This is a genomic window from Micromonospora sp. MGP-C2 (genome assembly GCF_057766525.1).
In genome coordinates this window covers 371,106-397,435 of sequence record NZ_JBYMEN010000002.1, presented here as the reverse complement: position 1 = coordinate 397,435, position 26,330 = coordinate 371,106, and the positions used below count along the sequence as shown (strand labels likewise).

Sequence of the window (26,330 nt, the reverse complement as noted above, 5' to 3'; positions counted from 1 at the left end):
GCACAAAACCGGCCGGCTCCCGTGAAGGGGAGCCGGCCGGTTTTGTGTACGGGTGTCACCACATCTGCTGGACGATGTCCGCCGCCTGCTCCTCCCACTGCGCGTACGCGTAGGGGAAGGCCGAGACCTGGACGGTCTGCGCGGCGGTGGTCAGCGGCAGGTCCTGCCAGCCGCCGACGTTCTTGAGCGCGGTGAAGAACGCCGTGGCGGAGTACTCCGGGTCGGTGATCTGGTCGGGCGTGCCCCAACCGGACGACGGGCGCTGCTGGAACAGTCCCTGCGAGTCGTGGTCGTTGTAGGCGCCGAGGTGGCCGAGGTTGTACAGCTTCGACTCCTGCAGCGAGGTGGCGACGCCGATCACCGCGCCCCGGTCACCGACGCCGGTCTTCTTGGCGGCGTCGACGATCGCCCGGGCGTTGGCCAGTTGTGCGTCGTCGAGCGGTACCCGCGACTGGGCGCCCTCGATGCCGTGCGGGATCAGTTGGTCGCGGCTGGGCTTGCCCGCCGGCGGCTTGCCGGTGGCGGAGCCGGTGGTGAGGCCCGACTCGACGGGCTGGTCGTCCTGGCGGGCCTGGGTGGCTGCCTTGCCGGTGGCGCGGTCGATGGCGGCGACGGCGCCCTGGTGCGGTCCGGAGGTGACCGGTGCGGCGACCGCGGTCGGCGCGAGGGCCAGACCACCGAGAGCGGCCACACCCGCCACGCTCAGCGCGGTCTTGCGGTACGAGTCCTTAGCGATGGCGGGGAGCCATCGAGTGAAGTCGACCTTCACGATGGTTGCCCTTTCGATCGTGCGGAGCGCTCCGGGGTGAACACTCCTCGGGAGATGACCGCGGAAAAGGGTTTGGGCTCCGGCGGTACGGGGGACACAACCATGTTCACGTGTCGGTCATTCCGGAAATGCCGGTGCCGGGGTGAGGTGCGGTCCCGGTCACCTGGGGAAACGGGACGGCCGACCACACCGGCGAAAGACCGGCGGGAAACGGACGATCGGCGCAGGGTTGACGAGTCGGCAGATCAGGTGCCGTACGGCGTGCCGAAGCGGACCAGCACGTGCCAGAGCTGCTTGAGGTGCTGAAGGGTGTCCGCGATCGGGCCGCGATCCGCCCAGCGGTGCGGTTCGGCGACCACCGAGGCCGCCGCCCGACCGATCAGCGCCGCGTCCACCGGGTCACCCGACCGGGCGAACTCCCGGTGCACCCGGGCTGCCAGCACGGGAATCGCCGACCCTCGGAACTCCGCGTCGACCTGGTCGACGGCCAGCGCGAAGCCGGGGTGCCATCGCAACGGGAAACCGAACCGCTCCGCGATCGATTCCAGGGTCGCGCCGGTCGGGGTGCCGGCGAAGGACGGGTCGACCACCAACTCCTCGACGTCGTACGCGAGGTCGAGCGTGCCGTGGACCTGGGCCTCCACGTAGTCGTCGAGCGCGCGACCGACCGCGCCCGGGGTATTCGGCACCCCCTTGACTCGCGACTGCGGGGCTCGCACGCCCGGCTCACTTGTCGCGTTCGGCTGGTCCAGCAACGTCCGCGCCAGCGCGGCGACGCCCGTCCCGGCACGGCCCAGGCATTCGCCGGTGGCGGCGACGCCGGCCAGGAGCCCGGCGAGGACCGCCTCGAACGCGTCTGCCGTGCCCACCACCTCCGGGCTGAGGTGGCTGTCGCCGAGGCAGAACGTCGCCCGGCTGAGCACCGCCGGGCGCAGCCGCAGGTGGCAGGAACCGAAGCGGGGCAGGCGCCGTCCGCGTGGTCGAGCAGGTTCAGGCCGCCGTACGTGGGCCGCTGCGCCGGCGTCACGCCGGGCCGCTGGTACGCGCCGCCGAACATCCGGTGCTCCCAGCGGTCCCGGTCACCACCGGGGTACGCGGTGAGCCCACCGTTGGAGATCCCGGTGACGAACTGGCTGCGGTAGACCCCGTCCTCGGCCAGGGCGTCGGCGACGGTCCGACCGTCGGCACACAACCGGTCGGGGTGGAAGTTGACGGTCAGCCGCCCGGACCCGATGGCCCCGAGCAGATGCTCCGGGCGGTGGCCGACGTCGGCGGTGGTGAGTTGCCGGGCGATGGTGGCCAGCGCGGCAGGACGTTCGACCACGGCCAACGACCGCACGTACGCGACGGCAGCCGTCTGCGCCGGGGTGAGAGCGGCGACGCGCCGCTCAGACGTCGCCGTCATGTCCGGGGTCATCGTCGTCCACCCCGGTGCCCAGCTCCTGGAAGATGGTGATGTGCAGGTCGGCCGGGGCGTCGAGGCGGGAGTTGAGCGACTGCCACGGCGTGCGGGTGGGCGGGGCGACCTCGCTGGCCCCGGCGGCGACCAATCGGGCGGTGGTCGCCTCGGCGTCGTCCACCTCGAAGGCAACCCGGATGCGGGGCGCGACCTGCCGACCCACCTCAACCTCGTCGATCATGCGCTTCTGCGCCGGGTTGGCGATCTCCAGGGTGGCCCGGCCGGCGTCCAGGATCACCACCCGGGCGTCGCCGTCGCCGCTGAACGCCGCCTCCTCCGGCATGCCGAGTGCGTCGCGGAAGAACGCGACGGCGGCGTCGTGGTCGGCGGCCTCCACCACGAGTCGCAGCTGACGGACAACGGGGGCGGGCGAGTCGGCGGCCATGTTCAAGATCCTAGCGCCGCGGCGAGGTTAGGTTGGGACCGTCCAGAGGGGAGCAACAGTGGTCGAGGCGGCGAGCGATGACACGTACCTGCTGCGACCGGTCGGGCGGGTCGTCTCCCCGCTGTCCGATGCGGCGAGCGCACCGCGTCAGGGCGACGAGGGCGCGCCAACCGCGTGGCTGATCTTCGACGCGCGTGTCGAACGGGCCCTGGGCGACCTGCACGTCGGCGCGGAGCTGCTGGTGCTGACCTGGTTGGACCGCGCCCGGCGGGACGTGTTGGCGGTGCACCCGCGCGGCGACGAGAGCCGGCCGGAGACCGGCGTGTTCAGCACCCGCTCCCCGCACCGGCCCAACCCGATCGGGCTGCACCGGGTGCGGGTCCTGGCGGTGGACGGCCTGCGTGTCCAGGTGGCAGATCTGGAGGCCCTCGACGGGACCCCGGTCCTGGACGTCAAGCCGGTGCTGGGCGCGGTCGACGAACGCTGAGCCGTCGACCGCGCGCCAGCAGGCCGGTGTGCTGGGCTCAGTGGCCGCGGTCCAGCCACTCCTGCAGGTGCGGCGCCTCCGCGCCGATCGTGGTGTCGTCGCCGTGACCGGTGTGCACGACCGTCTCCGACGGAAGGGTGAGCAGGCGGGTGCGGATCGACCGGACGATGGTGTCGAAGTCGCTGTACGAGCGCCCGGTCGCACCCGGCCCTCCGGCGAAGAGCGTGTCGCCGGTGAACACCACGCCCAAGTCGGGGGCGTGGAAGCTGCATGCGCCGGGGCTGTGCCCGGGGGTGTGCAGCACCCGCAGCGTCGTGCCGCCCACCTCGATGTCCTGCCCGTCGTGCAACTCGCCGTGCGGCGGCAGGTGCGGGTGGACCATGTCCCACAGCACCCGGTCGGCGGCGTGCAGCAGCACCGGCGCACCGGTGGCCTCGGCCAACTCGGGTGCCACCCGGACGTGATCGTCGTGGGCGTGCGTCGCCAGGATCGCCCGGACCTGGCGATCACCCACCAGGGCGAGGATCGCGGCCACGTCGTGCGGCGCGTCCAGGACGACGCACTCGCGGTCGTCACCGATCACCCAGACGTTGTTGTCGACGTCGAACGTCTGCCCGTCCAGGGAGAAGGTGCCCGAGGTGACCGCGCGGTCGATCCGGGCCGTCACGGGAACACCACCACCGAGCGCAGGACGTCGCCGTGGTGCATCCGCTCGAACGCGTTCTCGACCTGGTCGAGCGCGATCTCCTCGGTGACGAACGCGTCCAGGTCGAGGCGGCCCTGCAGGTACAGATCGGTGAGCATCGGGAAGTCCCGGCTGGGCAGGCAGTCGCCGTACCAGCTGGACTTCAGCGCACCGCCGCGCCCGAAGACGTCCAGCAACGGCAGCTCGATCTGCATCTGCGGGGTCGGTACGCCGACCAGCACCACGGTGCCGGCCAGGTCCCGGGCGTAGAACGCCTGCTTCCACGTCTCCGGCCGACCCACCGCGTCGATCACCACGTCGGCGCCGAAGCCGCCGGTGGCGGCCTGGATCGCCTCGACCGGGTCGGTCTCCGAGGCGTTCACTGTGTGCGTGGCACCGAACTGGCGGGCCCAGTCCAGCTTGCGGCTGTCGGTGTCCACCGCGACGATCGTGGTGGCGCCGGCGAGAACCGCACCGACGACCGCTGCGTCTCCGACACCGCCGCAGCCGATCACCGCGACCGAGTCGCCGCGGGTGACGTTGCCGGTGTTCATGGCCGCGCCCAGCCCGGCCATCACACCGCAGCCGAGCAGGCCCACGGCGGCCGGCCGGGCGGCCGGGTTGACCTTCGTGCACTGCCCGGCGTGCACCAGGGTCTTCTCGGCGAACGCCCCGATGCCCAGCGCCGGTGCGAGTTCGGTGCCGTCGGTGAGGGTCATCCGCTGGGTGGCGTTGTGGGTGTTGAAGCAGTACCAGGGGCGACCCCGGCGGCAGGCACGGCAGACCCCGCAGACCGCGCGCCAGTTGAGGATCACGAAGTCACCCGGGGCGACGTCGGTGACGCCCTCGCCCACCTGCTCGACGATGCCCGCCGCCTCGTGGCCGAGCAGGAACGGGTAGTCGTCGTTGATGCCACCCTCGCGGTAGTGCAGGTCGGTGTGGCAGACGCCGCAGGACTGGATCCGGACAACGGCCTCACCGGGGCCGGGATCGGGCACCACGATGGTGGTGACCTCGACCGGTGCTCCCTTGCTGCGGGAGATGACTCCCCGGACTTCCTGGCTCACTTCGCCTCCTGCTGGTGGTCTGCGGCAGGGCCGGGCGCCGGGTGGGCGGGTGTGCCACGGGCTCGGCGGTGGGCCCCCCGGCGAACCTACCGCGACCACCACGGTCAGCCCAGCCGGCCCGGCGGTTATCGCTGGCGGTCCGGGGTACGCGGGCCGCATTCGACCACGGCCATCGGGAGTGACCATGAAGCTCGCACACCTGCCGTTGCGGGTCAGCATCGGCACGTACTTTCTCAACTCGGGTCTGGGCAAGCGCAACCTGGAGGGCGCCGCCGCGGAGGGCATGCACGGGATGGCGGTCGCCGCCATGCCCCAGCTCGGCCAGTTCGAGCCGGCGCGCTTCGCCAAGCTGCTGTCGTACTCGGAGATCGCGCTGGGGGCCGCGCTGCTCGCGCCGTTCGTCCCGGCGCCGCTGGCCGGGCTCGGCCTGACCGCGTTCGGCGCGGGCCTGGTGCAGCTGTACCTGAAGACGCCGGGGATGCGGGAGCCCGGCAGCGTACGCCCGACCCAGCAGGGCTCGGGGCTCGCCAAGGACATCTGGCTGGTCGGCGCGGGGCTGACCCTGGTGCTGGAGGGGCTGACCCACCGCCGTCGGTGGCACCGCTGAGCCCGGCCTGAGGAGCGGCGTTGACCGTCTCCCGTTCGGTGCGGCCGTTCTACCGGCCGATGCGACCTCGTCGCCGCGACGAGCCGCACCGCGCGGCCACGCCGCTGGAACTCTTCTTCGACCTGTGTTTCGTGGTGGCGGTGGCACAGGCCGCCAGCAGCCTGCACCACGACGTCGCCGAGGGGCACCTCCGCCATGCGGTGACCAGCTACCTCATGGTGTTCTTCGCGATCTGGTGGTCGTGGGTGAACTTCACCTGGTTCGCCTCGGCCTACGACACCGACGACGACGTCTACCGGATCACCACCCTGGTGCAGATCTGCGGAGCGCTGATCCTGGCGGCCGGGGTGCCGCCCGCCTTCGCCGGCGGCAACTTCACCGTCATCACCTACGGGTACGTGGTGATGCGGCTGGCCGCCGTCGTGCACTGGACCCGCGCGGCGGCCGGCGACCCCCGGCACCGCGCGGCGGCGCGTCGCTACGCGATCGGCGTGAGCGTGGTGCAGCTCGGGTGGCTGCTGCGGCTGTTGCTGCCCGCAGAGTGGGGCATCGCGTCGTTCGTGCTGCTGGTGCTGGCCGACCTGCTGGTGCCGGCGGTGGCCGAACGCCCCGGGATGACCCCGTGGCACCCCCGGCACATCACCGAGCGGTACGGGTTGTTCACCCTCATCGTGCTCGGTGAGGCGGTCCTGGCCATCTCGATGGCGATCCAGACCGGGCTGGACGCCGGCGAGCACGACCTGTGGTCGCTCGCGGCGGCCGGCGCCGTCATCGTGTTCGCGCTCTGGTGGCTCTACTTCGACCGGCCGATCGAGGCGCCCGACCGGCTGCCGTACTCCTTGATCTGGGGTTATGGCCACTACCTGGTCTTCGGCGCGGTCGCCGCGGTCGGCGCCGGCCTGGGCGCGACGGTGGACGTCGAGCGGCACCTCGCGCACATCTCCGAGACCACCGCCGGGTACGCGGTGGCCATCCCGGTCGCGGTCTTCCTGCTCACGATCTGGGTGCTGCACGTGCGCCGGCAGCAGCACGGCGCGGTGGTCGTCGCCTTCCCGGTGGTGGCGCTGCTCGCACTGCTGGCGCCGCTCGGCCCGGCCCCGGTGTACGTGCTCGCGGCCCTGCTGGTCGCCCTCGTGACGCTGACCGTGCTGCTGCGCGGCCGCGACCTCGGACCCGCAGCGACGGTGTCCGACCCGGCCTGACCCGACGCCGCGCGGAATCCGGTGCCCGAACTGCCGGACCGGCGTCGGTTGCGGCGGCCGGAAAGTGGGCAGAATTGCGGCATGTATCGCCGCCGATGGTTGCTGGCCGACCAGCTCGGGCCACACTTCCTCGACGACCCCGACCAGCCGGTGCTGCTGGTGGAGATCCGAGAGCTGTTCCGCCGACGGCCGATGCACCGGCAGAAGGCTCATCTGATCCTGTCCGCGCTGCGCCACCGGGCGGCCGAGCTGGGCGACCGGGCGCTGCTGCTGCGGACCGGCACGTTCCGTGAGGCGCTGGCGCAGGTCGCCGAGCCGGTGGAGGTGTGTCATCCGCACTCCCGGGCGGCCCTGCGTTTCGCCCGGTCGGTGCCGGAGCTGACAGTGCTGCCACCTCGTGGGTTCATCACCAGCCGGGCCGACTTCGCCGGCTGGGCGGACCGCCCCCGGCGCGGTCCGCTGCGGGTGGCCGACTTCTACCGGTACGCGAAGCGGCGGCACGACATCCTGACCGCGCCGGCCGCAGCGGCCGGGCCGGGGCGTCGAGCCCGCGCCGAGGGGCGGGACGCGTCGGCGGTGTCGCCGCCGCCCCCACCGATCGTCGAGGACGACATCGACGCCGAGGTCCGCCGCGACCTGGACCGCTGGGCGGCCGACGGCGTGCGGTTCGTCGGCCGGGACGGCCCCCGGCGGCACCCGGCCACCCATGCCGAGGCGCAGGCCCGGCTGGCGCACTTCCTGACCCACCGGCTACCGGTGTACGGCCGCTACGCCGACGTGATGAGCGGCGACGACCCGGTGTTCGCGCACTCGGTGCTGTCGTCCTCGTTCAACCTCGGGTTGCTCCACCCGGAGCCGGCAGTGCGGGCCGCCGAGCAGGCGTGGCGGGACGGGACGGCCCCGCGGACGGCGGTGGACACCTTCGTTCGGGGGTTGCTCGGCTGGCGGGAGTTCCTGTGGCAGCTGTACTGGTACTTCGAGCCGCGCTTCCGGGGGGCGAACTGGCTGGCCGCGACCGAGCCCCTGCCGGAGTGGTTCGCCGCGTTGGACGCCGACGCCGTGGAGGCCCGCTGTCTGGCGGACGTCCTCGGCGGCGTCCGGGACCGGGCGTGGACCCACCACACACCCCGACTGATGGTGCTGGGCAACTACGCGTTGCAGCGCGGCTGGCGGCCGACCGAGCTGGCGGACTGGTTCCAGCGCTGCTTCGTGGACGGCACCGACTGGGTGATGAACGCGACGGTGATCGGCATGAGCCAGTACGCCGACCTCGCCCGGTTGGACACCCGCCCGTACGCGGTGGACGGCACCGACATCGACGAGATCAGCGACTACTGCGCCGGCTGCCGCTACGCACCGGAGCAGGCGCTCGGCGAGCTGGCGTGCCCGTACACCGGGGGTTTCGAGAGTTTCCTGCACCGCAACCGGGGTCGGTTGGTGGGCGACCCGCGGCTCGCCGCCGAGCTGGCCCGCCGCGACGAGCCGGAGCACCGCGAGGCGGTGCTGGCCCAGGAGGAGAAGCGGGGCAGCACACCCCCGTGACCGGGCCGCCGGTCACGCCACCTCACGGGCCGGGTCGACAGTGGCGTCGCCGGGGCGTTGCGCGGGTACGCCGGGGGTCGGCGGCGCCGGACGGACGACGCCCCGGTTCAGACCGGTGACCAGAAGCCGGTTGTACGAGGCCGGCAGGACCCGGGCCAGCAGGTCGGGCAGCTTCGCCGACCAGCCGATCAGCACCCGGCCCCGACGCCGCTCGACGCCGCGCAGGATCACCTCGGCGGCCCGCTCTGGCGAGATGGTGAGCAGCTTCTCGAACTGCGCCCGGCCGGCCGCGTACTCCTCGTGTGAGACGCCGCTGCCGATCCGGGCGTTCTCGGTGATGCGGGTGCGGATCCCGCCGGGGTGCACCGACGTCACCCCGATGCCGTCGTCGACCAACTCGTGACGCAGCGCCTCGGTGAAACCGCGCACCGCGAACTTGCTCGCCGAGTATGCGGTCTGCCCGGCCGGCGCGATCAGCCCGAACAGGCTGGAGATGTTGACCAGGTGCGCGCCCGGCTCCGCCTTGAGGGTGGGCAGCAGCGCGTGGGTCAGCTGCACCACGGCCCGGAAGTTGACGTCGATCACCCAGCTGAACTCGTCGAACGTCACCTGGTCGAACCGGCCGCCGAGGCCGACGCCGGCATTGTTCACCAGCAGTCGGACGCGCGGGTGCCGCTGACCGATCTCCGCGGCCACCTGGGCGATGGCCGTCACGTCGGCGAGATCCACCAGGTACGTGTGCACCTGGCGGCCCGGGTGGTCGAGGCGGATCGCGGCGGTGACCGCCTCCAGCCGCTCGGCGTCACGGTCCAGCAGGACCAGATCACTGCCCCGGCGAGCCAGTGCGTGCGCCAGCGCCGCGCCGATGCCACTGGCGGCGCCGGTGACCACGGCCGTGGCGCCGGCGAAGTCGAACCTCTGCACGATGGGTGCTCCTCTCCGGGCGGTTACCTACGAGCAGACGGACTGGTCGGGGCGCCGGTCGCCGGCGGGTGTGGCCACCTCGCCGGCCCGGGTGAAGCGCACACCCTCGTCGGTGAGCCGGCCGTGCCGCATCAGCAGCACGTCACGGGCGTAGTTCTGGTGCAACCGCCACGGCGCGGCCGCACCCTGCTTGGGCAGGGCGTCGACGGCGCGCAGCACGTAGGAGGAGCGCAGGTCGATCAGCGGCACCCGCCGCGCGTCGGGCGGCGGGAGCGGGGTGACGACCTGCTGGCCGGTGCGGTCCAGGTGCCGCAGCAGCCGGCAGACGTACCCGGCGACCAGGTCGGCCTTGAGCGTCCACGACGCGTTCGTGTAGCCGATGGTCAGGGCGAAGTTCGGCACGCCGGAGAGCATCATGCCCTTGTAGGCGACGCTGTTCGCCAGGTCGACGTCGACGCCGTCCACGCGCACTGTCAGACCACCGAGGGCCAGCAGGTTGAGCCCGGTCGCGGTGACCACGATGTCGGCGGGCAGTTCGTCGCCGGAGGTCAGCCGCACGCCGTGCGCGGTGAAGGTGTCGATGGTGTCGGTGACCACCGACGCCCTGCCCTGCGCGACGGCCGTGAACAGGTCGCCGTCGGGTGCCACGCAGAGCCGCTGGTCCCACGGGTCGTAACGGGGCGAGAAGTGCCTGTCGACGTCGTACCCGACCGGGAGCCGGCCCCTCGCGGCCCGGCGCAGCACCCGCTTCACCAGCCCCGGCGCACGCCGGCTGAGCTGGAAGTTGACGGTGGACAGCAGCACGTTCTTCCACCGCACCACCGGATACGCGGCCTTCGCCGGCAGCCGGCGCCGCAGCGCGTCGGCCAGCCGGTCACGCGAGGGCAGCGCCATGACGTACGTGGGTGAGCGCTGGAGCATCGTCACGTGGGCGGCCCGCTCCGCCATGGCCGGCACCAGGGTCACCGCCGTCGCGCCGCTGCCGATCACCACCACCCGCTTGCCGGCGTGGTCGAGATCGTCGGGCCAGTGCTGTGGGTGCACCACCTGCCCGGCGTACGCGTCGAGACCCGGCAGCGCCGGGGTGTAACCCTCGTCGTAGCGGTAGTAGCCGGTGCACGCGAACAGGAACGAGCAGGTCAGCACCACGGTTTCGGCGGTGTCGGTGCGCTGGGCGTGCACCGTCCAGCGGGCGGCGGCGCTGTCCCAGTCGGCGCGCAGCACCCGGTGCCGGAAGCGGATGTGCCGCTGCACGTCGTACTCCCGGGCGGTCTCCCGCACGTACTCCCGGATGGTCGTGCCGTCGGCGATGGCCTTCGGGGCGGTCCACGGCTTGAACGAGTAACCGAGGGTGAACATGTCCGAGTCCGAGCGGATGCCCGGATAGCGGAACAGGTCCCAGGTGCCGCCGACGGCGTCGCGCGCCTCCAGCACCGCGTACGTCTTGTCGGGGCAGTCACGACGAAGGTGGCAGGCGGCCCCGATGCCGGACAGGCCGGCACCGATGATCAGCACGTCGACGTGGTCGGAGGCCAAGGCGTTCCTCCATCCGGGGCGGTGGACGGACACTAACACCGCGACCACCGCCCCACCATCGTCCTGCGTCAGTCCCCCACCCGGGTGGACGTCATGATCCAGTTGGTCTCCCAGGTCTGCTCGCCGTCGACGGAGAACGCCTGCTCCCAGCGGGCCGTGGTCGCGCTGATGTCCGACCAGATGAACCGGCACCGCACCGGTCGGCCCTCGTGCTGGTCGTCGGCGTAGAAGCGGCCCACCCCGTCGACGAAGCGGCCCACCATCGGCGGCAGCCCCAGCACGCCGTCAACGCTGCTCATCCAGTAGATCGACCACTCCTGCCGGGCCGGGTCGAAGATCCGGACCGTGGCGCCAGCGGAGCCCTTGGTCGGGAAGGTGATCTCGTCGAAGTTGCCGCCACCCCCGAAGAAGCTGTGCGCGACCGACACCCCCGGAAACTCCTCCCACTCGTCGGAGCCCACCAGCCGCTCGCGAAGCCGCCGGTTCACCACGTTCCAGGTGCCCACATAGAAGTCGAAGTCGCCCATCAGCGGCCCACCGGCCCTTCCGCTCGCGTGTCACGCAGATAACCGATCAGATTCGGGCTCTCCGGCGTCAGCATGTGCCGGACCCAGGCGGCCCGCTCGTGCTCCAGCACCGCCAACTCCCAGACGCAGCCCACCGCCGGGCGGCGTAGGTGGACGAAGTGTGCCGGGTCGTCGTCGGGACAGTCCAGCGCCGGCTGCCCGGCTGCGGCGACACGGACCTCCACCGCGTTGTCCCACACCCAGGTGTACGCCAGCAGGTAGGCGCCGGTGTCCGCGCCCCGGTGCAGCACCACCCACCCGGCGGCCGGGGTGCCGTCGTCGACGACGTCGGCCAGCAACGCCGGCAGCAGGTCGTACGCGGCCTTCTCCACCTCCGGCTCGATCGGCCGCTCCGGCTGGTCGACGTGGTAGCGCTTCAGTTGTCGACCGTCCACCGTGATCGGTCCCGGTGTTGTCAGATCCTTGTCGCGAAAAGCCATGCCGGGACCGTACGAGCGCTCCCCTGACAGCTAGTGTCAGTGAAGTGCGGGCCAGTCGACTCCTTTCCGTCCTGCTGCTGCTCCAGTCACACGGTCGGTTGACCGCCGCGCAGCTCGCCGACCGGTTGGCCGTGTCCCCCCGCACCATCTACCGCGACGTGGAGTCGCTGCACGCCGCCGGCATCCCGCTCTACGGAGAGGCCGGGCACGCCGGCGGCTACCAACTGGTCGACGGCTGGCGGACCCGCCTGACCGGGCTGACCGCCGACGAGGCCGACCGGCTCTTCCTGGCCGGGCTACCCGGCCCCGCCGACGAGCTGGGCTACGGCGACGTGGTCGCCGCGCTGCAACTCAAGTTGCACGCCGCCCTCCCCGCGCCGCTGCGCGACCGGGCCGCCCGGCTCCAGCAACGCTTCCACCTGGACACCCCCGGCTGGTACGCCGACGGCGACGCCTCCCCCGAGCTGGCCCGCACGGCCGAGGCGGTCTGGCGGCAGCACCGCGTCGAGGTGCGCTACCGCGGCTGGAACGGTGAGGTGACCCGGGTGCTGGAGCCGTACGGCCTGGTGCTCAAGGGTGGCCGGTGGTATGTGGTGGCCGACCAGCCCGGCCGGGGCTCGCCGGCGACGTACCGGGTCAACCAGATCCTCGCGCTGACCCCCCTGGCGCAGGAGTTCGACCGACCCGCCGACTTCGACCTGCCGGCCTGGTGGCGGGCGCACGTGGTGCGGTTCCGCGCCCAGCTGCACCGCGACGAGGCAACCGTCCGGCTCTCCCCCGCCGGTCGCCAGCGCTTGCGGGAGATCGGCAGCGATCCGGTGGTGACCGCGGTGGACGCCAGCGCCGGGCCGCCGGACGCACGTGGCTGGGTGACCGCGGTGCTGCCGATCGAGTCGCTCACCCATGCCCACGGTGACCTGCTGCGCCTGGGCGCCGACGTCGAGGTGCTGACCCCGGTGGCGCTCCGCGAGCGTCTGGCCGCCACGGCGGCCGGGCTCGCCGCGCTCTACGGGCCCGGCTGAGAAGCTCCGCATCTCCACAGTGGAGATGGTGAGGACATCGATTGTCGGCACGATGTGCCACCCTGGGGACGTTCGCCCAGCGGTCACCGGAGGTGAGGGCCACGTTACGGCTACGTGCACTGGTCGCCGTCCCCGGCACCGGGCCGGTGACCCTCGACGTCCCCGCCGGCACCCTCGCCGCCCTTGTCGCGCCGCCCCGGTTCGGCACGGCGGTCGCCCGGGTGCTGGCCGGGCTCGCCGCCCCGGTGACCGGTCGCATCATGGTCGGCGACCGGGACGTCACCACCCTGCCGCCGCCGCGCCGGCAGATCGGCTACGTGCCCGCCGGTGGCGCGCTGCTCCCCCAGCTCACCGTGCGCCGCAACATCGAGTACGGCCAGCGCAAACGCGAACGGGTGCACGAGGTGGCCGACGACTGGACGGCCACCGTGGTCGACCGTCTCGAGCTGGCGTTCTCACTCACCCTGCTGCCGCACCAGATCAACGCCGCCCAGCGGTTCCGGGTGGCGCTCGCCCGGGCGGCTGCCTGCCTGCCCGAGGTGCTCGTCATCGACCTGCCGGCCGGGTCTGCGGGCGACAGCGCCCTCGGTGACCTGATGCCTCGACTCTCGCCACCGGCCTCCCCCGGGGTGGCGGTGCTGGTCTGCACCGCCGACCCGGCCACCCTCGCCGAGATCCCGGTGCGCCACGAGCTGGTCACCGAGCCGAGCGAGGCCACCCCATGACGCAGACCGTCCGACTGGGTCGCCGTGCCCTGCTGCGGGCCGCCGCCGCGGGTGCCGCGGCCCTGGCCGCAGGCTGCTCCGGCGGGACCCGGTCGGTGCAGGTCGCGGTCGTCTGGAGCACCAGCGAGCTGGACCGGTTCCGCGAGGTCGTCGCCGACTACCCCGGCGACGTGCAGGTGGTCAGCGCCGGCAACGACATCGACGCGTTCCTGCGGGCCCGGCACCTCGCCGGCACCAGCCCGGACGTGGCGATCCTGCCGCGCCCCGGCCTGGTCACCGAGTACGCCCAGCGCGGCTGGCTGAGCCCGGTGCGCCCGTCCACCGAGTACGCGGTGCCCGACGCGCTGGGCGAGCTGCTGACCGCCGAGGGCCGGCGCTACGGCGTCTGGGTGAAGGCGGCGCACAAGTCGCTCGTCTGGCACCTGCCGTCCGTGCTGTCCGAGCAGCCGGCCAACTGGGACGAGCTGGTCGCGCTCACCCGCCGGCTCGGCGCGGCCGCCCGGCGCGACGGCGGCCCGGCGCCCCTGGCCATCGGCGCGGCGGACGGGTGGGTGCTGACCGACTGGTTCGAGAACGTGCTGGCCGACGTGGCGCCCGAGAGCTACAACATCCTCGCCCGGCCGGACGCCGACTGGCAGGCCAGGCCGGTGCGCGACGCCCTTGGTCGGCTCGCCGAGCTGTGGAGCGTCGACGGCGCGTTCCTCGGCGGCGGGCGTCGGGCCCTGCTCACCCAGTACGAGGAGTCGGTGATCCAGGTGGTGCACACCCGGCGTGCGGTGATGCTCTTCGGGGCCGACTTCACCGCCGACGTCGTCGGCCCGTTCCAGCGGGGCCCGGAGGCACCGACCACGTTCCCGTTCCCGGGCGCCCAGCCGGGCGGCGGCCCACTGATCGTCGGCGGGGACGCCGCGGTGGCGTTCACCGGCGCCCAGGGCGGGGTCGAGCTGGTCGAGTGGCTCACCAGGGCCGGCTCGTTCGGGCCGTGGCTGCGCGCCGGCGGCTATCTCTCGCCCAACACCAACGTCCCGATCAGCAGCTACACCGACCCGGTCGGCCAGCAGTTGGCCCGGGAGATGCAGGCGCCCGGCACGTTGCGTTTCGACCTCTCCGACCAGCTGCGCGGCGCGTTCACCGGCTCGGACGGGGTCGGCATCTGGCGGATCATGCAGGGCTTCTTCGCCGACGTCACCGACGGCGTCGGCGCCGACGAGGCGATCCGCCGCGCCACCGGTCAGCTCGCTCTGGCGGCCCGCAGCGCGGGTGGCGGCCGATGAGCCAGGTGCGGGTGCTCGGCGAGCTGGCGGTGCTCGACGACGTCGGGCCGCCCCGGCGCGGCCGGGCCTATCCGGCGGCGGGGGCGACCTCCGCACTGTTGCTGCCGGCCGCGGTGCTGCTCGGTGGGCTCGTGCTCTGGCCGGTGCTGCGGACCATGCACGCCAGCGTCACCACCGATGGCCGCTGGGTCGGCGCGGAACACTTCCGCACCGCGCTCGCCGCCCCGGGCACCGGCGCGGTGGTCGGCCGGACGGTCCTCTGGGCACTGCTGGTGCCGGCGGTGGTGACGGCACTGGGCTATCTGCTCGCCGCCGCCTCCCGCCGCTCCCAGGAGGGCGGGCTGGTCCGGTTGATCCTCCTGGTGCCGGTGGCGTTGCCGCTGGTCGTCACCGGGGTCACCTTCCGGCTGATGTACGACCCGGACCCGCGCCGGGGGCTGGCCACCCTGGTCGCGGCCCGGCTGACCGGCCGCTCGTACGACGACGCGCCGCAGCTGCTCGGGCCGGGGCTGGTCACCGTGGCGCTGATGTCGGCGTTCGTCTGGGCCTGGGTGGGGTTGGCCGTGCTGGTCTTCCGGTCCGCGCTGGACGCGGTGCCGTCGAGTCTCGCCGACGCGGTCCGCGCCTACGGCGGGGGGCGTCGGCATGTCCTGTGGGACGCGCAGTGGCGGCCACTGCTGCTGCGCACGACCGCTGTGGTGTTCGCGTTGGTGGCGGTCGGCACCAGCCGCACGTTCGACCTGATCCTGGTGATGACGCCCGGCTCGGTCCGGGACGAGGCCTCCGTGCTCGCGCTGCGGATCTGGCAGACGTCGGGCGGCACCACGACCGGCGACGGCGCGGCGCTCGGAGTGGTGTGGCTGGTGGCTGTCGTCGGCGGGATCATGGTGGCCGCGCTCTTCGTCCGACAGGCCTGGCCCCCGCCGCGCGCCGAGGCGGCCCCGGAGCCGGGCCCCGTCGCCCCGCCCCGGCGGGTGTTCCGGCTGCTCGCGGCGGGCGCGGCGATCGCCTGGCTGGTGCCGCTGGGGGTGCTGGTCGCCACGTCGGCACACGGCAGGGTGGACGCCGCCGCGCGGGGCTGGTGGTCGGCGCCGCCGAACGGCGAGTCCTACCGCGACCTGGTCACCGGCACCGAGCTGTGGCACACGCTGGGCTTCACGCTGCTCCTGGCCTCCGCGGTGACCGCAACGGTGCTGGTGGTCGCGCTGTTGGCCGCGTACCCGTTGGCCTGGTTGACCGGACCGGCCGCGCAGGCCACCGGGCTGGTGCTGCTGGCGGCCAGCGTCGTGCCGATCCAGGTCATCGCCGGGCCGGTCAATGAGGTGCTGGGCCTGGTGCTCTCCTCCGGCACGGCCCAGGGCCTGGCCCTGGTGCACATCGCGCTGGGTGTGCCGTTCGCGGTGCTGGTGCTGCGCAACGCATTCGCTGACCTGCCGGTCGAGCAGGTGCGCGACGCCCGGCTGGGCGGGCGTCGGTGGTGGCACACCCTGCGCCGGTTGGCCCGGCACAACCTGTCGGCGGTGGTGGCGGTCTCCGTGCTGGAGTTCGTCCAGGTCTGGAACGACCTGGTGGTGGGTCGGCTGTTCAGCGGGCCGGGGGCGTCGCCGCTCGGCCCGTTCCTGGCCGAGCAGACCCGCAGCTTCGTGAGCAACAGCGGCGCGCTGGCGGCCAGTTCGGTGCTCGCCTCGGTGCTGCCGGTGGTGCTGGTGGTGCTGTCACGGCGACACCTGGTCGCCGGGCTCGTCTCTGGAGGTGTCCGCTGACCCGGCCGGGCGGTGGCCGCCGCAGCTCCCGTTGGCCGGCGCTGATCGCGATCGGCGGGGTGGTCAGCGGTGTCCTCGCTAACGTGGTCAGCAACCTCGCCAGCGACCTGCTCTCCGGGCTGGCGGCCAGCGTGCTCGGGCCGACGAGCATCGCCCTCGCCGTCGGGGGCATCGTCGGCTTCGTGGTCTACGAGGTGCGTCGCCGCCGGGCCGACCGGGAGGTCGACCCCGAACCGACGGATGTGCTCACCGCGCCGTCCACCGGCGCGCCCACCCTGCCCTACACGGCCGAGTTCACCGGCCGCGAGGACCATGTCGAGGCGGTGCTCGGGCTGCTCGCCCGCGAGCACGCGGTGGCCGTGCTGGGCCGCCGCGCGGTGGGCACCTCCGCGTGCGCGGTGCAGGCCGCGAACCTGTGCCGGGACGACTTCCCCGACGGGCAGTACTACCTCGACCTGCGGCAGCGCGGTCGAGCTCACTCGGCCCGGCAGGTGCTCACCGCGTTGGCCCGGATCCTGGGCACCGCCCCGCCGGTCTCCGGCCGGCCGGACGCGCTCGTCGCCGCCGCCGACGCCCTGCGCGGTCAGCTCGACGGCCGCAGGATCCTGCTGGTGCTCGACAACGTCGACCGGCCCGAGCAGGTGTGGCCACTGCTGCCACCCACCGCGCGCACCTGCCGGCTGCTGCTCGCCGGCGGCCCGGCGCTGGTGGGGCTCAAGGGTGTGGTCGCACACTGGATCGCCGAGCCGGGCACCTCCGAGGCGGTCGAGCTTTTCGCCGCCGCCGGTGGGGCCGCCCCCGCCGCCCGGGTCCGCCGTGCCGATCCCCGCAACGACCCGGAGGTCCGCGAGATCGTCGACCTGTGCGGCCGTCAGCCGCGCACCGTCCGTGCGCTCGGTTACCGCACCGCGCAGCACGGCTGGCGGCACTCCGACCTGCTGGACGCGCTCCGTCGTGCCGTGCAGACACCGCCACACCAGCGGCTCGCCGTCTCGCCGGCCGCACGTCTGATCACCGAACGGGACACCGCGTACCGGGCGTTGACCCGCGGGGCCCGACGGTTGTACAGGGTGATGTCGCTGACCCCCGCCCCGGTGGACCGGCCGACCATCGCCGCGCTGGCCGGGCGGCACCCCGAGCGGGTGACCGCGCTGCTCGACCAGTTGGCCGCCGCGGCGTTCGTGGTCGGCGCGCCCGGCGACCGGTACGAGATCCGCCCGCTGCTGGCCGCCAGCGCCCGGCTGCACCTGCGTGACGCGGATCCGGCCCGGGCCCGGGTCGCCGCGCAGGCCCGACTGACACGACACCTGGCCCGCAGAGCGGAACGGCACGCGGCCAACCTGGCGGTGCTCGGCACCCCACCGGACCGGGAGTGGTCGTTGCCGCTGGACGACGACCCGTACGGATGGTTCGACCTGCACCAGGAGTTGCTGCTGGCGGTGGTGCGGGTGCCGGCCGGCGCGGCCGAGACGCTGCCCCGCCGGGTGCGCCGGTGGTGGTTCCGGCTGGCCGTGGCGCTCTGCGGCTGGCTGGCGTACGCCGAGCGGCTCGACGAGTGGGAGCAGGTCTGCCGCACCGTGCTGGCCACCCCGACGGCCGACGACCGACCGGAGATCGCCGGGTGGGCGCACAACGAGCTCGGTGTGCTGCGCCGTCGCCGCCACGACCCACACGGGGCGGCGGCCGCGCTCACCCTCGCGGTCAACGAGCGTGGGCGCCGGGGCACCGCCCAGGCGCGGATGAACCTGGGCCTGGCGCTGCTGGACCTGGGGCAGCTCGACGACGCGGTGGAGCACCTGGAGATGTCGCGTCGGCACCGCTCGGGGGCCGACCGCGCCGGGCACGCCCTCACCGACCTGGGTCTGGGCGCGGCGCAGCTGGCCCGCGGTGAGCTGGACATCGCACACCACCACCTGGTCCGGGCGGCCAACACGTTCCGGTCGGTGGGTGACGCGCGCGGCTACGCGGCGGCGCTGACCAACCTGGTGCTGGTGCACGCGGCGCTCGGCGAGCACCTGGACGCCGCGCAGGCGTGGCGGGCCGCGCTGCACGAGTACGAGTCGGTCAACGACCCGACCAGCCGGGCGACGGCGCTGCTCAACGCCGGGGCGACGCTGCTGAGCAGCACGCCGGGGCAGGCGCACACGGCGTACGAGCTGCTGGCCGAGAGTCGGCGTCTGCGCGAGGAGGCACGGCCCACGGCGGGGCTGGCGCGCACCCTGCTCTACCTGGGTGACGCTGCCGCCGCGCTGGGCGACCATGCCGACGCGCGGCGGCACTGGGCGGACGCGGCGGCGGTCGCCGAGGAGGTCTCCGACGATCAGGGGCTGGCCGCGGCCGACGCCCGACTTGAGGCCGACGCCACGGACCGCGTGACGTAGGTCGCTCAGGTTGGTCGGTGGCACGGCTCTGGGAGACTCTGTGATCGTGGACGCGCTCTCGGTACGGGGACTCAGTCGCAACTTCGGCAACCTGGTCGTGCTCGACGACGTGAGCTTCACGCTCGCGGCGGGCCGGATCGCGGTGGTGCTGGGCCCCAACGGCAGCGGCAAGACCACCCTGCTGCGCTGTGTCGTCGGCGCGGACCGCCCGGATGCGGGCGAGGTGCGGGTGCAGGGCCGCCGGGCCGACGAGACCGACCCGCAGGTGCGGGCGCTGGTGGCGGCGGCCCTGGACGACATCGACTTCTTCCCCGACCTGTCCGTGGTCGAGCACCTGGAGCTGGTGGCGTACGCCCACGGGGGTGACGCCGAGCCGGTCGAGGAGGTTCTCGCCGAGCTGGGTCTGGAGCCGGCCCGCGACCAGCTGCCTGTGACCCTGTCCAGCGGGCAGCGCCGCCGGCTGGCGTTGGCCTCGTGTTTCGTTCGGCCGCGCCGGGTGCTGATCCTGGACGAGCCCGAGCAGCGGTTGGACGTGCGCGGGCGGCAGTGGCTCGCCGAGCGGCTGCTGCGGGAACGCGCAGCCGGGACTGCCGTGCTGCTGGCCTCACACGACCCGGAGTTGATCGACGCGGTGGTCGACGAGCGCATCGAGATCGGCCGGTGACCGCCCCGCCGGCCACGATCGCCGACACGCCGGCCGGGGTGCCTACCGCCCGGCAGCTGCGGACACACCTGCGCAAGGCACGCAGCCGACACCACGACCACTCCCTCGGCGACGTGCTGGGTGACGCGTACGTCATGGTCCTGTTCGGGGCCATGTACGGCTGGTTCGCGATCAGCGCGAGCCGCGACCTGCTGGACTCGCCCACGGTGGGGCGGGCCGAGCCGGGCGTGCGGTGGTGGTTGGCGGTCGCCGCGCTGCTGGCCGGCGCCGGGCTCGCCTGGCGTGGTCTGCGCGCGCTCGGGCCGCTGCTGGTCACCCCGGCCACGCAGAGCTGGGCGACCAGTGCGCCGGTGGACCGGCGGGCCTGGCTGGCGCCGCGCTTCGCCCTGCTGCTGGTGGGTGCTGCGGCCGGCACCGCGGCGCTCGGGGTGGCGGTGGCGGCGCTCGGCGGTGTCACCGACCTGGCGGCGCTGGGTTGGGCGGCCGGGGCAGGTGCGGGGTGGGGTGCGGCCGCGCTGGCGCTCAGCGTCGTCGCCCAGAGCAGCCGGGCGGGTCGGCGGTGGCCGACACTGGTCGGTGCGGTGCCGATGGTGGCCGCTGCGGCCATCACCGCCCTGGTGGTGCTCGTCGGTCGTTTCGGCGACGGGCTGCCCCGGCCGGCGACGATGCCGACGGTCGCGCTGTTCGCCGCGGCGGTGCCCCTCGTGGGCGCGGGCACCATCCTCGCGGTACGCGCGTTGCCCCGGGTCGACCGGGCCACGCTGACCACCGGCGCCCAGTTCGCCAACGCCGCCTCCACGGCCATGATCCTGCTGGACCCGAGCCTGCTCGCCGGCCTGGTGGAGAGCCGGCGTTGGCGTCGGATCGGCCGGGTTCGCAGCAGCCGCTTCCTGCCCGGCCCCGGCTGGTGGGCGTTGCTTCAGGCCGACGTACGCCGGTTGCGCCGCCACCCGAGCGCCGTGCTGATCTGGGCCGCCCTGATCGGGGTGCAGTATGCTGCCGCGCTCGCCCTGCCCGGGCTGGCCGGGGCCGCGCAGGTGGTGTTCGCCTACCTCGCCGTCGACCGGCTGACGGGTGGTCTGCGGTCGGTCAGCCGCTCACCCGGGCTCCGCCGGGCGCTCGGTGGCAGCGACACCCTGCTGCGAGGGATCCACGTGGTGGTGCCGGCGATCGGCGCCGGTCTGTGGTGGTTGCTGACCCTGCCGACGGTCGACCCGGGGCCGGCCTGGCTCGCGCCGACTCTGGCGGTCGGGGTGGTGCTCGCCGCGTTCCGGGCCGGCACCCGCCCGCCGATCAACTACGGCGGCGCGACGGTCAACACCCCGTTCGGGATGATCCCGGTCGACCTGATGCGACAGGGTTCACGCGGGCCGGCGCTGCTCGCCGTGCTGGTGCTCGTCCAACTGTTCCTGGGCTGAGGCCGGGCGGATCCACGCTGAGACGCTCGGCGTGACCCTCGCCCTCCCGAATGACAGGAGTCAGGCGGTGTCGCCGGGCACGAGGTGGCGGTAGCCGGGGATCGTCTCGGTGAACCAGCCGGCGACGCTTGCCAGGCCGCGCTCGTTGAGCTGCGCGTCGTGGATCGGGTACGCCGCCGCAGCGCCCACGGCGGCGGCGAATCGGATCGCCTCGTCGAGGCGCAGCCACGACCCCTGGGCCGGGACGAGCAGTGTGTGCACCGGCTCGTCCGGCACGTGCAGTGAGTCGCCGGGGTGATAGAGCTCGGCACCGATTAGGTAGCCGAGGTTGGGGCAGTCCGGTTGCCCCTCGTGGATGGCGGCGTGCCGGCCGCCGTGGGCGCTGACCTCGATGCCGGCCGCCGTGAAGCGTTGCCCGGCGCGGACCCGGGTCACCGGCAGCGGCGCGAGATCCGGCAGTCGGGCGCCCTCGGGGGCGTACACCGGGACGCCGAGGCCGGCGAGCCGCAGGACGTCCACGTGGTCGGTGTGCTCGTGGGTGACCAGGACGGCGTCCGCGCCGACCAGGGCGCGCGGCTCGCTCCACGTGCCCGGGTCGATGACCAGCACCCCGCCGTCGTGCTCGACCCGGACACAGGCGTGCGTGAATCGGGTGATCCGCATCCGGCGACGGTACGCCGTGCACGGGCGGGGCGTGGCGATTGGGTCGGCCCGCTCGGGGTAGTGCGAACCACATGCCCCAGCGATACGAGAACTACCCGAGGATCGCCGTGGTCACCGGTGCGGACTCCGGCATCGGCAAGGCCTGCGCGGTCGCGCTGGCCGAGGCCGGCTTCGACATCGGCATCACCTGGTACGGCGACCCCGACGGCGCCGAACGGACCGCGACCGAGGTCCGCGCCACCGGTCGTCGCTGCGAGGTCGCCGAGGTGGACCTGACCCGGCTACCGGAGGCGGCGGCGGTCGTGGACGAGCTGGCCGACCGACTGGACGGCATCGGAGTGCTGGTCAACAACGCCGGCACCGGCGCCTCGACGCCGTTCGTCGACACCGCTTGGGAGCAGTGGCGCGAGGTGCTCGCCGTCGACCTGGACGCGCCGTTCCTGTGCGCACAACGGGCCGCGCGACGGATGCGGGCCGCCGGCACCGGCGGGCGGATCATCAACATCACCAGCGTGCACGAGCACGCGCCCCGGGTGGGCTCCGCCGCGTACTGCGCCGCCAAGGGTGGGCTGGGTCTGCTGACCCGGGTGATGGCACAGGAGCTGGCCGCCGAGGGGATCACCGTCAACGCGGTCGCCCCGGGTGAGATCGCCACACCGATGACCGGCATGGAGGACGTCGACCCGTACACCCAGGACCGGCCCGGCGTGCCGGTGGGGCGACCGGGCGACGCTCGCGAGGTCGCCGCAGTGGTCGCGTTGCTCGCCTCCCCCGCCGCCAGCTACGTCACCGGGGCGTCCTGGCCGGTCGACGGCGGGATGCTGCTGATGGGCCCGCAGGCCAACTCGTTGACCAGCGACGACTGGCGTTCGGTCTGAGCGGCGGTCAGTTCCGCTCGGCCGCTGCCGTGCGCAGGATGTAGAGGAACTGCGCGGCGAACACCGCCAGCGCGACCACCACCCCGGCCGGGATCGCGAGCGTGTGCCCGACTCCGGCCAGGCCGGCCAGCAGGGCGACCCCGAGCCCGACCAGCAACGCGTTGACCGCGCCCACCAGCGCGGCAGTGGTCAGCAGGAACTCCCAACGCCCGCGCTCGACGCCCACCAGGGACCAGGCCGATCGCATCGTGCCCTCGTCGGTCACGGCGTCGGCGAAGAAGTCGTGCTGGCCGGCGAACCGGTGGTGGTAGTACGCGCGGATGCGCTGGATCCTCCACAGGTCCAACGAGTTCTCGACTGTCGTCTCGACGAGCCGCAGGAAGGTCAGCAGCCCGATGACCACCAGGGTCGGCAGCACCGCGCCCAGGTAGGGCCGGACCAGCTTGTCGTTGCTGGCCACGAAGCCCAGCCCGATCAGGGCTGCCGACAGGACGGACAGGTAGATGGTGGCCCGGCCGGTGGACTCGGCGACGGTGCCCGAGCGGGCGGTCTCCAGCGCGAAGTGCTCGGTGGTCAGGGCGGTCAGCAGCGCCTGTTCGCGTTCACTGTCGTTCATCAGAGCCCACCCTGCGTAGTCGCGCGCCACCGTTACCGTCACCCTATGAGCGGTGGTGACGGTCCGGTCGACGAACCCGCTGGCCCCGAACGGGACAGCGAGCAGCAAACCGGGCACGTATCCTCCGCATCCTGGTGATTTGCGGGCGGCGGTGGGCCGACCGACGAGGGAAGGGGACCGGATGCCCGAGTGGGCTGGTCGGGGCGGGCGGCAACGACGCGCCTTCGTCGTCGGTGGGGCACTGCTCGGAGTCGCCGTCGTCATGCTGGTCGGCGCCTGGCGCAGCACCGGCTTCCTCAGCGACCTGCTGCTCAACCTCGGTGCCAGCGTGGTGCTCGCGGCCATCTCGTACGTCATCTTCGACCCGCTGTTCGAGGAGGCCCGCAAGGCGCGGGTGCAGGAGCACCTGAGCTTCGACCAGCAGGCGTTCGTGAGCCGGCTGAACCGCTCCGGACGCCGGGTGCGCATCCTCGACACCTGGACGATCCTGCTGGAGCAGCGGCACCGCGAGGAGACCCTGACCGCGATACGAGCGGCGCTCGGCAACGGCGCCCAGGTGCAGTTGCTCCTGCTCGACCCGGACTGCACCGCCGCCCAGCAGCGCTCCGAGGAGTTGGAGCGGCAGCGGGTGGACGTGCCCCGGCAGATCCGCACCAACCTGCGCCACCTGGCCGCCTTCAGCGACGCCCTCGACTCCCGGCTACGGCAGCGCCTGCAGGTCCGGCTCTACGACGCGTCCCCGTCGATCCAGCTCTACCAGTGGGACGGGCGGGCGTTGATCTCGTTCTTCCCGATCGGGAAGCTGTCGTTCAACGTGCCTCAGCTGGAGGTGGACATGGACAGCCCGTGGGGCGGGTTCGTGCACGCCCGCTTCGAGGAGTTGTGGGAGCACGAGCAGGCCACCCTGAACCTGGAGCGGTACTGGTCGGTCGTGGTCACGCTGCGCCACGACGACTCGGACGTGGTCGAGGTGCGCGTGCCGTACGTGACGGTGGACGGGCAGCACTACGTCGACTGCCGCGGGTTCCGGGTGACCGGGCCGCTGACCGTGCGGGCCATGCTGCCGCCCCGCGCGCCCGGGGCGTCCCCCGCGGTGTTCGCGCTGGCCGAGCCCGCCGACGGCGACCACACGCCGGCCGACGCAGTGAAACGGCACTTCGACCAGAAGTACGGGCACGACGACGGGGACCGGGCGATCTACCGGTTGGTGCCGCCACCGGGCCACTCCCGTACCCCGGCTCCCCGCTCGGCGGCGGCCGGCGACACGCACGGACGGTGACCCCGAGCCGACCGGTCGGCTCGGCGCGCGAAACAATGGTGGCCTCGCCCCGGACACCAGGAGGACCGGCCACGTGTCGCCCAGCCCCGCACCGCCTCCCCGATCGGCGCAGCTGCGCGCCGACTGCGGACGCTGCTTCGGCCTCTGCTGCGTGGTGCCCGCGTTCGCCCGATCGGCGGACTTCGCCATCGACAAGCCGGCCGGGCAGGCATGCCCCAACCTGGGCCCGGACCACCGCTGCGGCATCCACACCGAGCTGCGGCAACGCGGGTTCCCCGGTTGCACGGTGTTCGACTGCTTCGGTGCCGGCCAGCAGGTCTCCCAGGTCACCTTCGGCGGGCGCGACTGGCGGGGCGCGCCGGAGACGCTGCCGGCCATGGCGGAGGCGTTCGCCGTGCTGCGGCCCCTGCACGAACTGCTCTGGTACGTCACCGAGGCGCTGACGCTGCACCCGCCGGCCGACCTGCGCGACGAGCTGGCCCGCGCCCGCGCCGAGACGGCGGCACTCACCGAGGGTGACCCGGCACGCCTGCGCACGGTGGACGTCGCCGCGCACCGGGACCGGGTCAACCCCCTGCTGTCCCAGGCCAGCGACACGGCCCGCTCCCCCGGGGGCGTCGATCACCGGGGCGCACACCTGCCCGGCGCCGACCTGCGCCGGGTCGACCTGCGCCGGGCCAACCTGCGCGGGGCGCTGTTGATCGGCGCCGACCTGCGCGGCGTCGACCTGAGCCTCGCCGACGTCACCGGCGCGGACCTACGCGGTGCCGACCTGCGGGGCAGCGACCTGCGGAACACCCTCTTCCTGCACCAGTCCCAGCTGGACGCCGCTCGGGGCGACGCACGCACCGGCCTGCCGGCGACCCGCACCCGGCCACCGCACTGGACGGCGCTGCCGCTCACCCCGGTCCGCCAGCCGTCCCGGGCCACGGCCCGTCGCGGCCGGCGCCGATAGCGGCCTTGGTTGCAGACGGCGGGTCAGCTCGGCATCGCCGCCGGCTCCGCGACCAGCGGCGCGGTCAACGACCACCTCGGTAACACTCCCGGCGTTCCTGGTGGTCTGCGGCGCGCTGGCGGTGGCGCTGACCGTGGCGCTCAGCCGTCGCCGGACGCTGCGGCTGCCGGCTGCTCCCCCGCCCGCCGAGACTCTCGGACCGGCGGTCACCCCTGGCGGGCGAGGTTTCGGCCGTGACGACGCCGGGTAGCCAGCGCCGACGCGGACCGGCATCGACGGGAGGCACGGCGTGGGCTACCGAAAGCGCGACGGTGAGTTGCCGGGCGACCCGCAGCACAGCGAGGACGAGGCCGGCCAGGTGCCGTTGGTGCAGGTCGAGGCGGACACCGAGGTCCCGGCGCCGGAAGACACCGACGTACGGCCGGACATCGTCACCGAGGACAACAGCGCGGGCATGACCGGCGGCTCGTCCGGCAGCAGCGGCGGCGGGTCGAGCATGCCGGGGCACCCCGACGCGGCCCGCTGACCCGGCTCAGCGGCTGGCCAGTGCGGCTCGCGCCTCCGTCATGCCCTTGTTGGCCAGCCCGTCGGCCCGCTCGTTCTCCGGGTGACCGTTGTGCCCCTTGACCCACAGCCAGGTGACCTGGTGCCGCTCGCAGGCCGCCTCCAGCCGCTGCCACAGGTCGGCGTTCTTCACCGGCTGCTTCGCGGCGGTCAGCCAACCGTTGCGCTTCCAGGACGCCAGCCAACTGGTGATGCCGTTGCGCACGTACGTGCTGTCGGTGTGCAGCTCGACGGTGACCGGCCGGGTCAGGCTCTCCAACGCCTGGATGGCCGCCATCAGCTCCATCCGGTTGTTGGTGGTCGGCGTGGCCTCGCCACCGCACAACTCCCGCTCGTGGTCGCCGTAGCGCAACAGCGCGCCCCAACCGCCCGGCCCGGGGTTGCCACTGCACGCCCCGTCGGTCCAGATCTGCACGCCCCTGCCGGCCGCCGCGTCCACCATGCCCGGCAACCTACCGG

26 protein-coding genes and 1 pseudogene are annotated in these 26,330 nt (G+C 73.5%); 15 read left to right on the top strand and 12 right to left on the bottom strand.

Going from position 1 to position 26,330, the window contains the following annotated elements; genetic code table 11:
* Positions 1-55: 55 nt before the first annotated feature.
* From AC3CF1_RS01335 to AC3CF1_RS01325, 3 genes and pseudogenes are all read right to left on the bottom strand, one after another.
* Positions 56-769, bottom strand: a complete 714-nt coding sequence (locus AC3CF1_RS01335; protein WP_088947933.1) for a hypothetical protein — start codon at positions 767-769, stop codon at positions 56-58.
* A gap of 245 nt (positions 770-1,014) precedes the next feature.
* Positions 1,015-2,174 (bottom strand): annotated as a pseudogene (locus AC3CF1_RS01330) (DUF3626 domain-containing protein).
* Positions 2,158-2,613, bottom strand: a complete 456-nt coding sequence (locus AC3CF1_RS01325; protein WP_488449337.1) for a VOC family protein — start codon at positions 2,611-2,613, stop codon at positions 2,158-2,160. The pseudogene AC3CF1_RS01330 and the gene AC3CF1_RS01325 overlap by 17 nt, the downstream one beginning before the upstream one ends.
* Positions 2,614-2,671: 58 nt before the next feature.
* Here AC3CF1_RS01325 and tsaA point away from each other — a divergent pair, with 58 nt between their 5' ends.
* Positions 2,672-3,100: a tRNA (N6-threonylcarbamoyladenosine(37)-N6)-methyltransferase TrmO gene (tsaA, locus tag AC3CF1_RS01320; RefSeq protein ID WP_488449336.1), complete on the top strand. Its 429-nt coding sequence runs from the start codon at positions 2,672-2,674 to the stop codon at positions 3,098-3,100.
* 37 nt (positions 3,101-3,137) lie between these two features.
* Here the strand turns inward: tsaA and AC3CF1_RS01315 are convergent, their stop codons facing one another.
* Both AC3CF1_RS01315 and AC3CF1_RS01310 read right to left on the bottom strand, forming a co-directional pair.
* Entirely contained in the window at positions 3,138-3,767 is a 630-nt protein-coding gene (locus AC3CF1_RS01315; protein WP_488449335.1) for an MBL fold metallo-hydrolase, read from the bottom strand.
* Entirely contained in the window at positions 3,764-4,852 is a 1,089-nt protein-coding gene (locus tag AC3CF1_RS01310; RefSeq protein WP_210792940.1) for an S-(hydroxymethyl)mycothiol dehydrogenase, read from the bottom strand. Before AC3CF1_RS01310 ends, AC3CF1_RS01315 begins: the two co-directional genes overlap by 4 nt.
* A gap of 184 nt (positions 4,853-5,036) precedes the next feature.
* On the opposite strand from AC3CF1_RS01310, the gene AC3CF1_RS01305 reads away from it, so the two are divergent.
* From AC3CF1_RS01305 to AC3CF1_RS01295, 3 genes are all read left to right on the top strand, one after another.
* Positions 5,037-5,459: a hypothetical protein gene (locus AC3CF1_RS01305; protein WP_354981526.1), complete on the top strand. Its 423-nt coding sequence runs from the start codon at positions 5,037-5,039 to the stop codon at positions 5,457-5,459.
* Between the two features lie 20 nt (positions 5,460-5,479).
* Entirely contained in the window at positions 5,480-6,661 is a 1,182-nt protein-coding gene (locus tag AC3CF1_RS01300; protein ID WP_354981527.1) for a low temperature requirement protein A, read from the top strand.
* Between the two features lie 81 nt (positions 6,662-6,742).
* Positions 6,743-8,203: a cryptochrome/photolyase family protein gene (locus AC3CF1_RS01295; protein ID WP_354981528.1), complete on the top strand. Its 1,461-nt coding sequence runs from the start codon at positions 6,743-6,745 to the stop codon at positions 8,201-8,203.
* A 12-nt stretch (positions 8,204-8,215) separates the two neighbouring features.
* Here the strand turns inward: AC3CF1_RS01295 and AC3CF1_RS01290 are convergent, their stop codons facing one another.
* The 4 genes from AC3CF1_RS01290 to AC3CF1_RS01275 all read right to left on the bottom strand — a co-directional run bounded on the left by AC3CF1_RS01290 (position 8,216) and on the right by AC3CF1_RS01275 (position 11,669).
* A complete protein-coding gene (locus AC3CF1_RS01290) occupies positions 8,216-9,127 on the bottom strand; it encodes an SDR family NAD(P)-dependent oxidoreductase (protein WP_488449334.1) in 912 nt (303 codons plus the stop codon).
* A 27-nt stretch (positions 9,128-9,154) separates the two neighbouring features.
* Complete coding sequence (locus AC3CF1_RS01285; RefSeq protein WP_488449333.1) at positions 9,155-10,663, bottom strand: flavin-containing monooxygenase; 1,509 nt, start codon at positions 10,661-10,663, stop codon at positions 9,155-9,157.
* A 68-nt stretch (positions 10,664-10,731) separates the two neighbouring features.
* Positions 10,732-11,190 (bottom strand): hypothetical protein, encoded by a 459-nt coding sequence (locus tag AC3CF1_RS01280; RefSeq protein WP_210792935.1) that lies wholly within the window; start codon positions 11,188-11,190, stop codon positions 10,732-10,734.
* Positions 11,190-11,669: a hypothetical protein gene (locus AC3CF1_RS01275; RefSeq protein ID WP_088947922.1), complete on the bottom strand. Its 480-nt coding sequence runs from the start codon at positions 11,667-11,669 to the stop codon at positions 11,190-11,192. Before AC3CF1_RS01275 ends, AC3CF1_RS01280 begins: the two co-directional genes overlap by 1 nt.
* A 44-nt stretch (positions 11,670-11,713) precedes the next feature.
* Between AC3CF1_RS01275 and AC3CF1_RS01270 the strand changes: the two genes are divergently transcribed.
* The 7 genes from AC3CF1_RS01270 (at position 11,714) to AC3CF1_RS01240 (ending at position 20,916) form a co-directional block, all read left to right on the top strand.
* The gene (locus AC3CF1_RS01270; protein WP_088947921.1) at positions 11,714-12,691 is read left to right on the top strand and encodes a helix-turn-helix transcriptional regulator; all 978 of its coding nucleotides are present in this window, start codon (positions 11,714-11,716) and stop codon (positions 12,689-12,691) included.
* 92 nt (positions 12,692-12,783) lie between these two features.
* Positions 12,784-13,416 carry an ATP-binding cassette domain-containing protein gene (locus AC3CF1_RS01265; RefSeq protein WP_185755283.1) on the top strand — a complete coding sequence of 211 codons (633 nt, stop codon included), beginning with the start codon at positions 12,784-12,786 and terminating at the stop codon, positions 13,414-13,416.
* A complete protein-coding gene (locus tag AC3CF1_RS01260) occupies positions 13,413-14,690 on the top strand; it encodes an extracellular solute-binding protein (protein ID WP_488449332.1) in 1,278 nt (425 codons plus the stop codon). Before AC3CF1_RS01265 ends, AC3CF1_RS01260 begins: the two co-directional genes overlap by 4 nt.
* Positions 14,687-16,453: an ABC transporter permease gene (locus tag AC3CF1_RS01255; RefSeq protein WP_088947918.1), complete on the top strand. Its 1,767-nt coding sequence runs from the start codon at positions 14,687-14,689 to the stop codon at positions 16,451-16,453. The genes AC3CF1_RS01260 and AC3CF1_RS01255 overlap by 4 nt, the downstream gene beginning before the upstream one ends.
* 83 nt (positions 16,454-16,536) lie before the next feature.
* Positions 16,537-18,834: a tetratricopeptide repeat protein gene (locus AC3CF1_RS01250; protein WP_488449331.1), complete on the top strand. Its 2,298-nt coding sequence runs from the start codon at positions 16,537-16,539 to the stop codon at positions 18,832-18,834.
* Between the two features lie 40 nt (positions 18,835-18,874).
* Positions 18,875-19,498 (top strand): ABC transporter ATP-binding protein, encoded by a 624-nt coding sequence (locus AC3CF1_RS01245; protein ID WP_088947916.1) that lies wholly within the window; start codon positions 18,875-18,877, stop codon positions 19,496-19,498.
* The gene (locus AC3CF1_RS01240) at positions 19,495-20,916 is read left to right on the top strand and encodes a DUF6297 family protein (RefSeq protein ID WP_088947915.1); all 1,422 of its coding nucleotides are present in this window, start codon (positions 19,495-19,497) and stop codon (positions 20,914-20,916) included. Before AC3CF1_RS01245 ends, AC3CF1_RS01240 begins: the two co-directional genes overlap by 4 nt.
* A gap of 60 nt (positions 20,917-20,976) precedes the next feature.
* Here the strand turns inward: AC3CF1_RS01240 and AC3CF1_RS01235 are convergent, their stop codons facing one another.
* A complete protein-coding gene (locus tag AC3CF1_RS01235; RefSeq protein WP_488449330.1) occupies positions 20,977-21,579 on the bottom strand; it encodes an MBL fold metallo-hydrolase in 603 nt (200 codons plus the stop codon).
* A 71-nt stretch (positions 21,580-21,650) separates the two neighbouring features.
* On the opposite strand from AC3CF1_RS01235, the gene AC3CF1_RS01230 reads away from it, so the two are divergent.
* Positions 21,651-22,457 (top strand): SDR family oxidoreductase, encoded by an 807-nt coding sequence (locus tag AC3CF1_RS01230; RefSeq protein WP_210792929.1) that lies wholly within the window; start codon positions 21,651-21,653, stop codon positions 22,455-22,457.
* Between the two features lie 7 nt (positions 22,458-22,464).
* Here AC3CF1_RS01230 and AC3CF1_RS01225 read toward each other — a convergent pair whose 3' ends face one another.
* On the bottom strand, positions 22,465-23,073 hold the full coding sequence (locus AC3CF1_RS01225) for a hypothetical protein (protein ID WP_488449329.1): 609 nt from the start codon (positions 23,071-23,073) through the stop codon (positions 22,465-22,467).
* 181 nt (positions 23,074-23,254) lie between these two features.
* On the opposite strand from AC3CF1_RS01225, the gene AC3CF1_RS01220 reads away from it, so the two are divergent.
* The 3 genes from AC3CF1_RS01220 to AC3CF1_RS01210 all read left to right on the top strand — a co-directional run bounded on the left by AC3CF1_RS01220 (position 23,255) and on the right by AC3CF1_RS01210 (position 25,833).
* Positions 23,255-24,352, top strand: a complete 1,098-nt coding sequence (locus AC3CF1_RS01220) for a DUF5919 domain-containing protein (protein ID WP_099852902.1) — start codon at positions 23,255-23,257, stop codon at positions 24,350-24,352.
* Between the two features lie 73 nt (positions 24,353-24,425).
* Positions 24,426-25,307, top strand: coding sequence for a pentapeptide repeat-containing protein (locus AC3CF1_RS01215; protein WP_488449328.1), 882 nt, complete (start codon positions 24,426-24,428; stop codon positions 25,305-25,307).
* A 289-nt stretch (positions 25,308-25,596) separates the two neighbouring features.
* Positions 25,597-25,833: a preprotein translocase YidC gene (locus tag AC3CF1_RS01210; RefSeq protein ID WP_088947909.1), complete on the top strand. Its 237-nt coding sequence runs from the start codon at positions 25,597-25,599 to the stop codon at positions 25,831-25,833.
* Between the two features lie 6 nt (positions 25,834-25,839).
* Here the strand turns inward: AC3CF1_RS01210 and rnhA are convergent, their stop codons facing one another.
* The gene (gene rnhA / locus AC3CF1_RS01205) at positions 25,840-26,313 is read right to left on the bottom strand and encodes a ribonuclease HI (RefSeq protein ID WP_488449327.1); all 474 of its coding nucleotides are present in this window, start codon (positions 26,311-26,313) and stop codon (positions 25,840-25,842) included.
* Positions 26,314-26,330 lie beyond the last annotated feature (17 nt).

Excerpts from the sequence above, each read along its gene's own strand:
- AC3CF1_RS01325 (WP_488449337.1), bottom strand. The coding sequence starts at position 2,613 with ATGGCCGCCGACTCGCCCGCCCCCGTTGTCCGTCAGCTGCGACTCGTG.
- AC3CF1_RS01305 (WP_354981526.1), top strand. The coding sequence starts at position 5,037 with ATGAAGCTCGCACACCTGCCGTTGCGGGTCAGCATCGGCACGTACTTT.
- AC3CF1_RS01295 (WP_354981528.1), top strand. The coding sequence starts at position 6,743 with ATGTATCGCCGCCGATGGTTGCTGGCCGACCAGCTCGGGCCACACTTC.
- AC3CF1_RS01280 (WP_210792935.1), bottom strand. The coding sequence starts at position 11,190 with ATGGGCGACTTCGACTTCTATGTGGGCACCTGGAACGTGGTGAACCGG.
- AC3CF1_RS01275 (WP_088947922.1), bottom strand. The coding sequence starts at position 11,669 with ATGGCTTTTCGCGACAAGGATCTGACAACACCGGGACCGATCACGGTG.
- AC3CF1_RS01260 (WP_488449332.1), top strand. The coding sequence starts at position 13,413 with ATGACGCAGACCGTCCGACTGGGTCGCCGTGCCCTGCTGCGGGCCGCC.
- AC3CF1_RS01255 (WP_088947918.1), top strand. The coding sequence starts at position 14,687 with ATGAGCCAGGTGCGGGTGCTCGGCGAGCTGGCGGTGCTCGACGACGTC.
- AC3CF1_RS01235 (WP_488449330.1), bottom strand. The coding sequence starts at position 21,579 with ATGCGGATCACCCGATTCACGCACGCCTGTGTCCGGGTCGAGCACGAC.
- AC3CF1_RS01230 (WP_210792929.1), top strand. The coding sequence starts at position 21,651 with ATGCCCCAGCGATACGAGAACTACCCGAGGATCGCCGTGGTCACCGGT.
- AC3CF1_RS01225 (WP_488449329.1), bottom strand. The coding sequence starts at position 23,073 with ATGAACGACAGTGAACGCGAACAGGCGCTGCTGACCGCCCTGACCACC.
- AC3CF1_RS01220 (WP_099852902.1), top strand. The coding sequence starts at position 23,255 with ATGCCCGAGTGGGCTGGTCGGGGCGGGCGGCAACGACGCGCCTTCGTC.
- rnhA (WP_488449327.1), bottom strand. The coding sequence starts at position 26,313 with ATGGTGGACGCGGCGGCCGGCAGGGGCGTGCAGATCTGGACCGACGGG.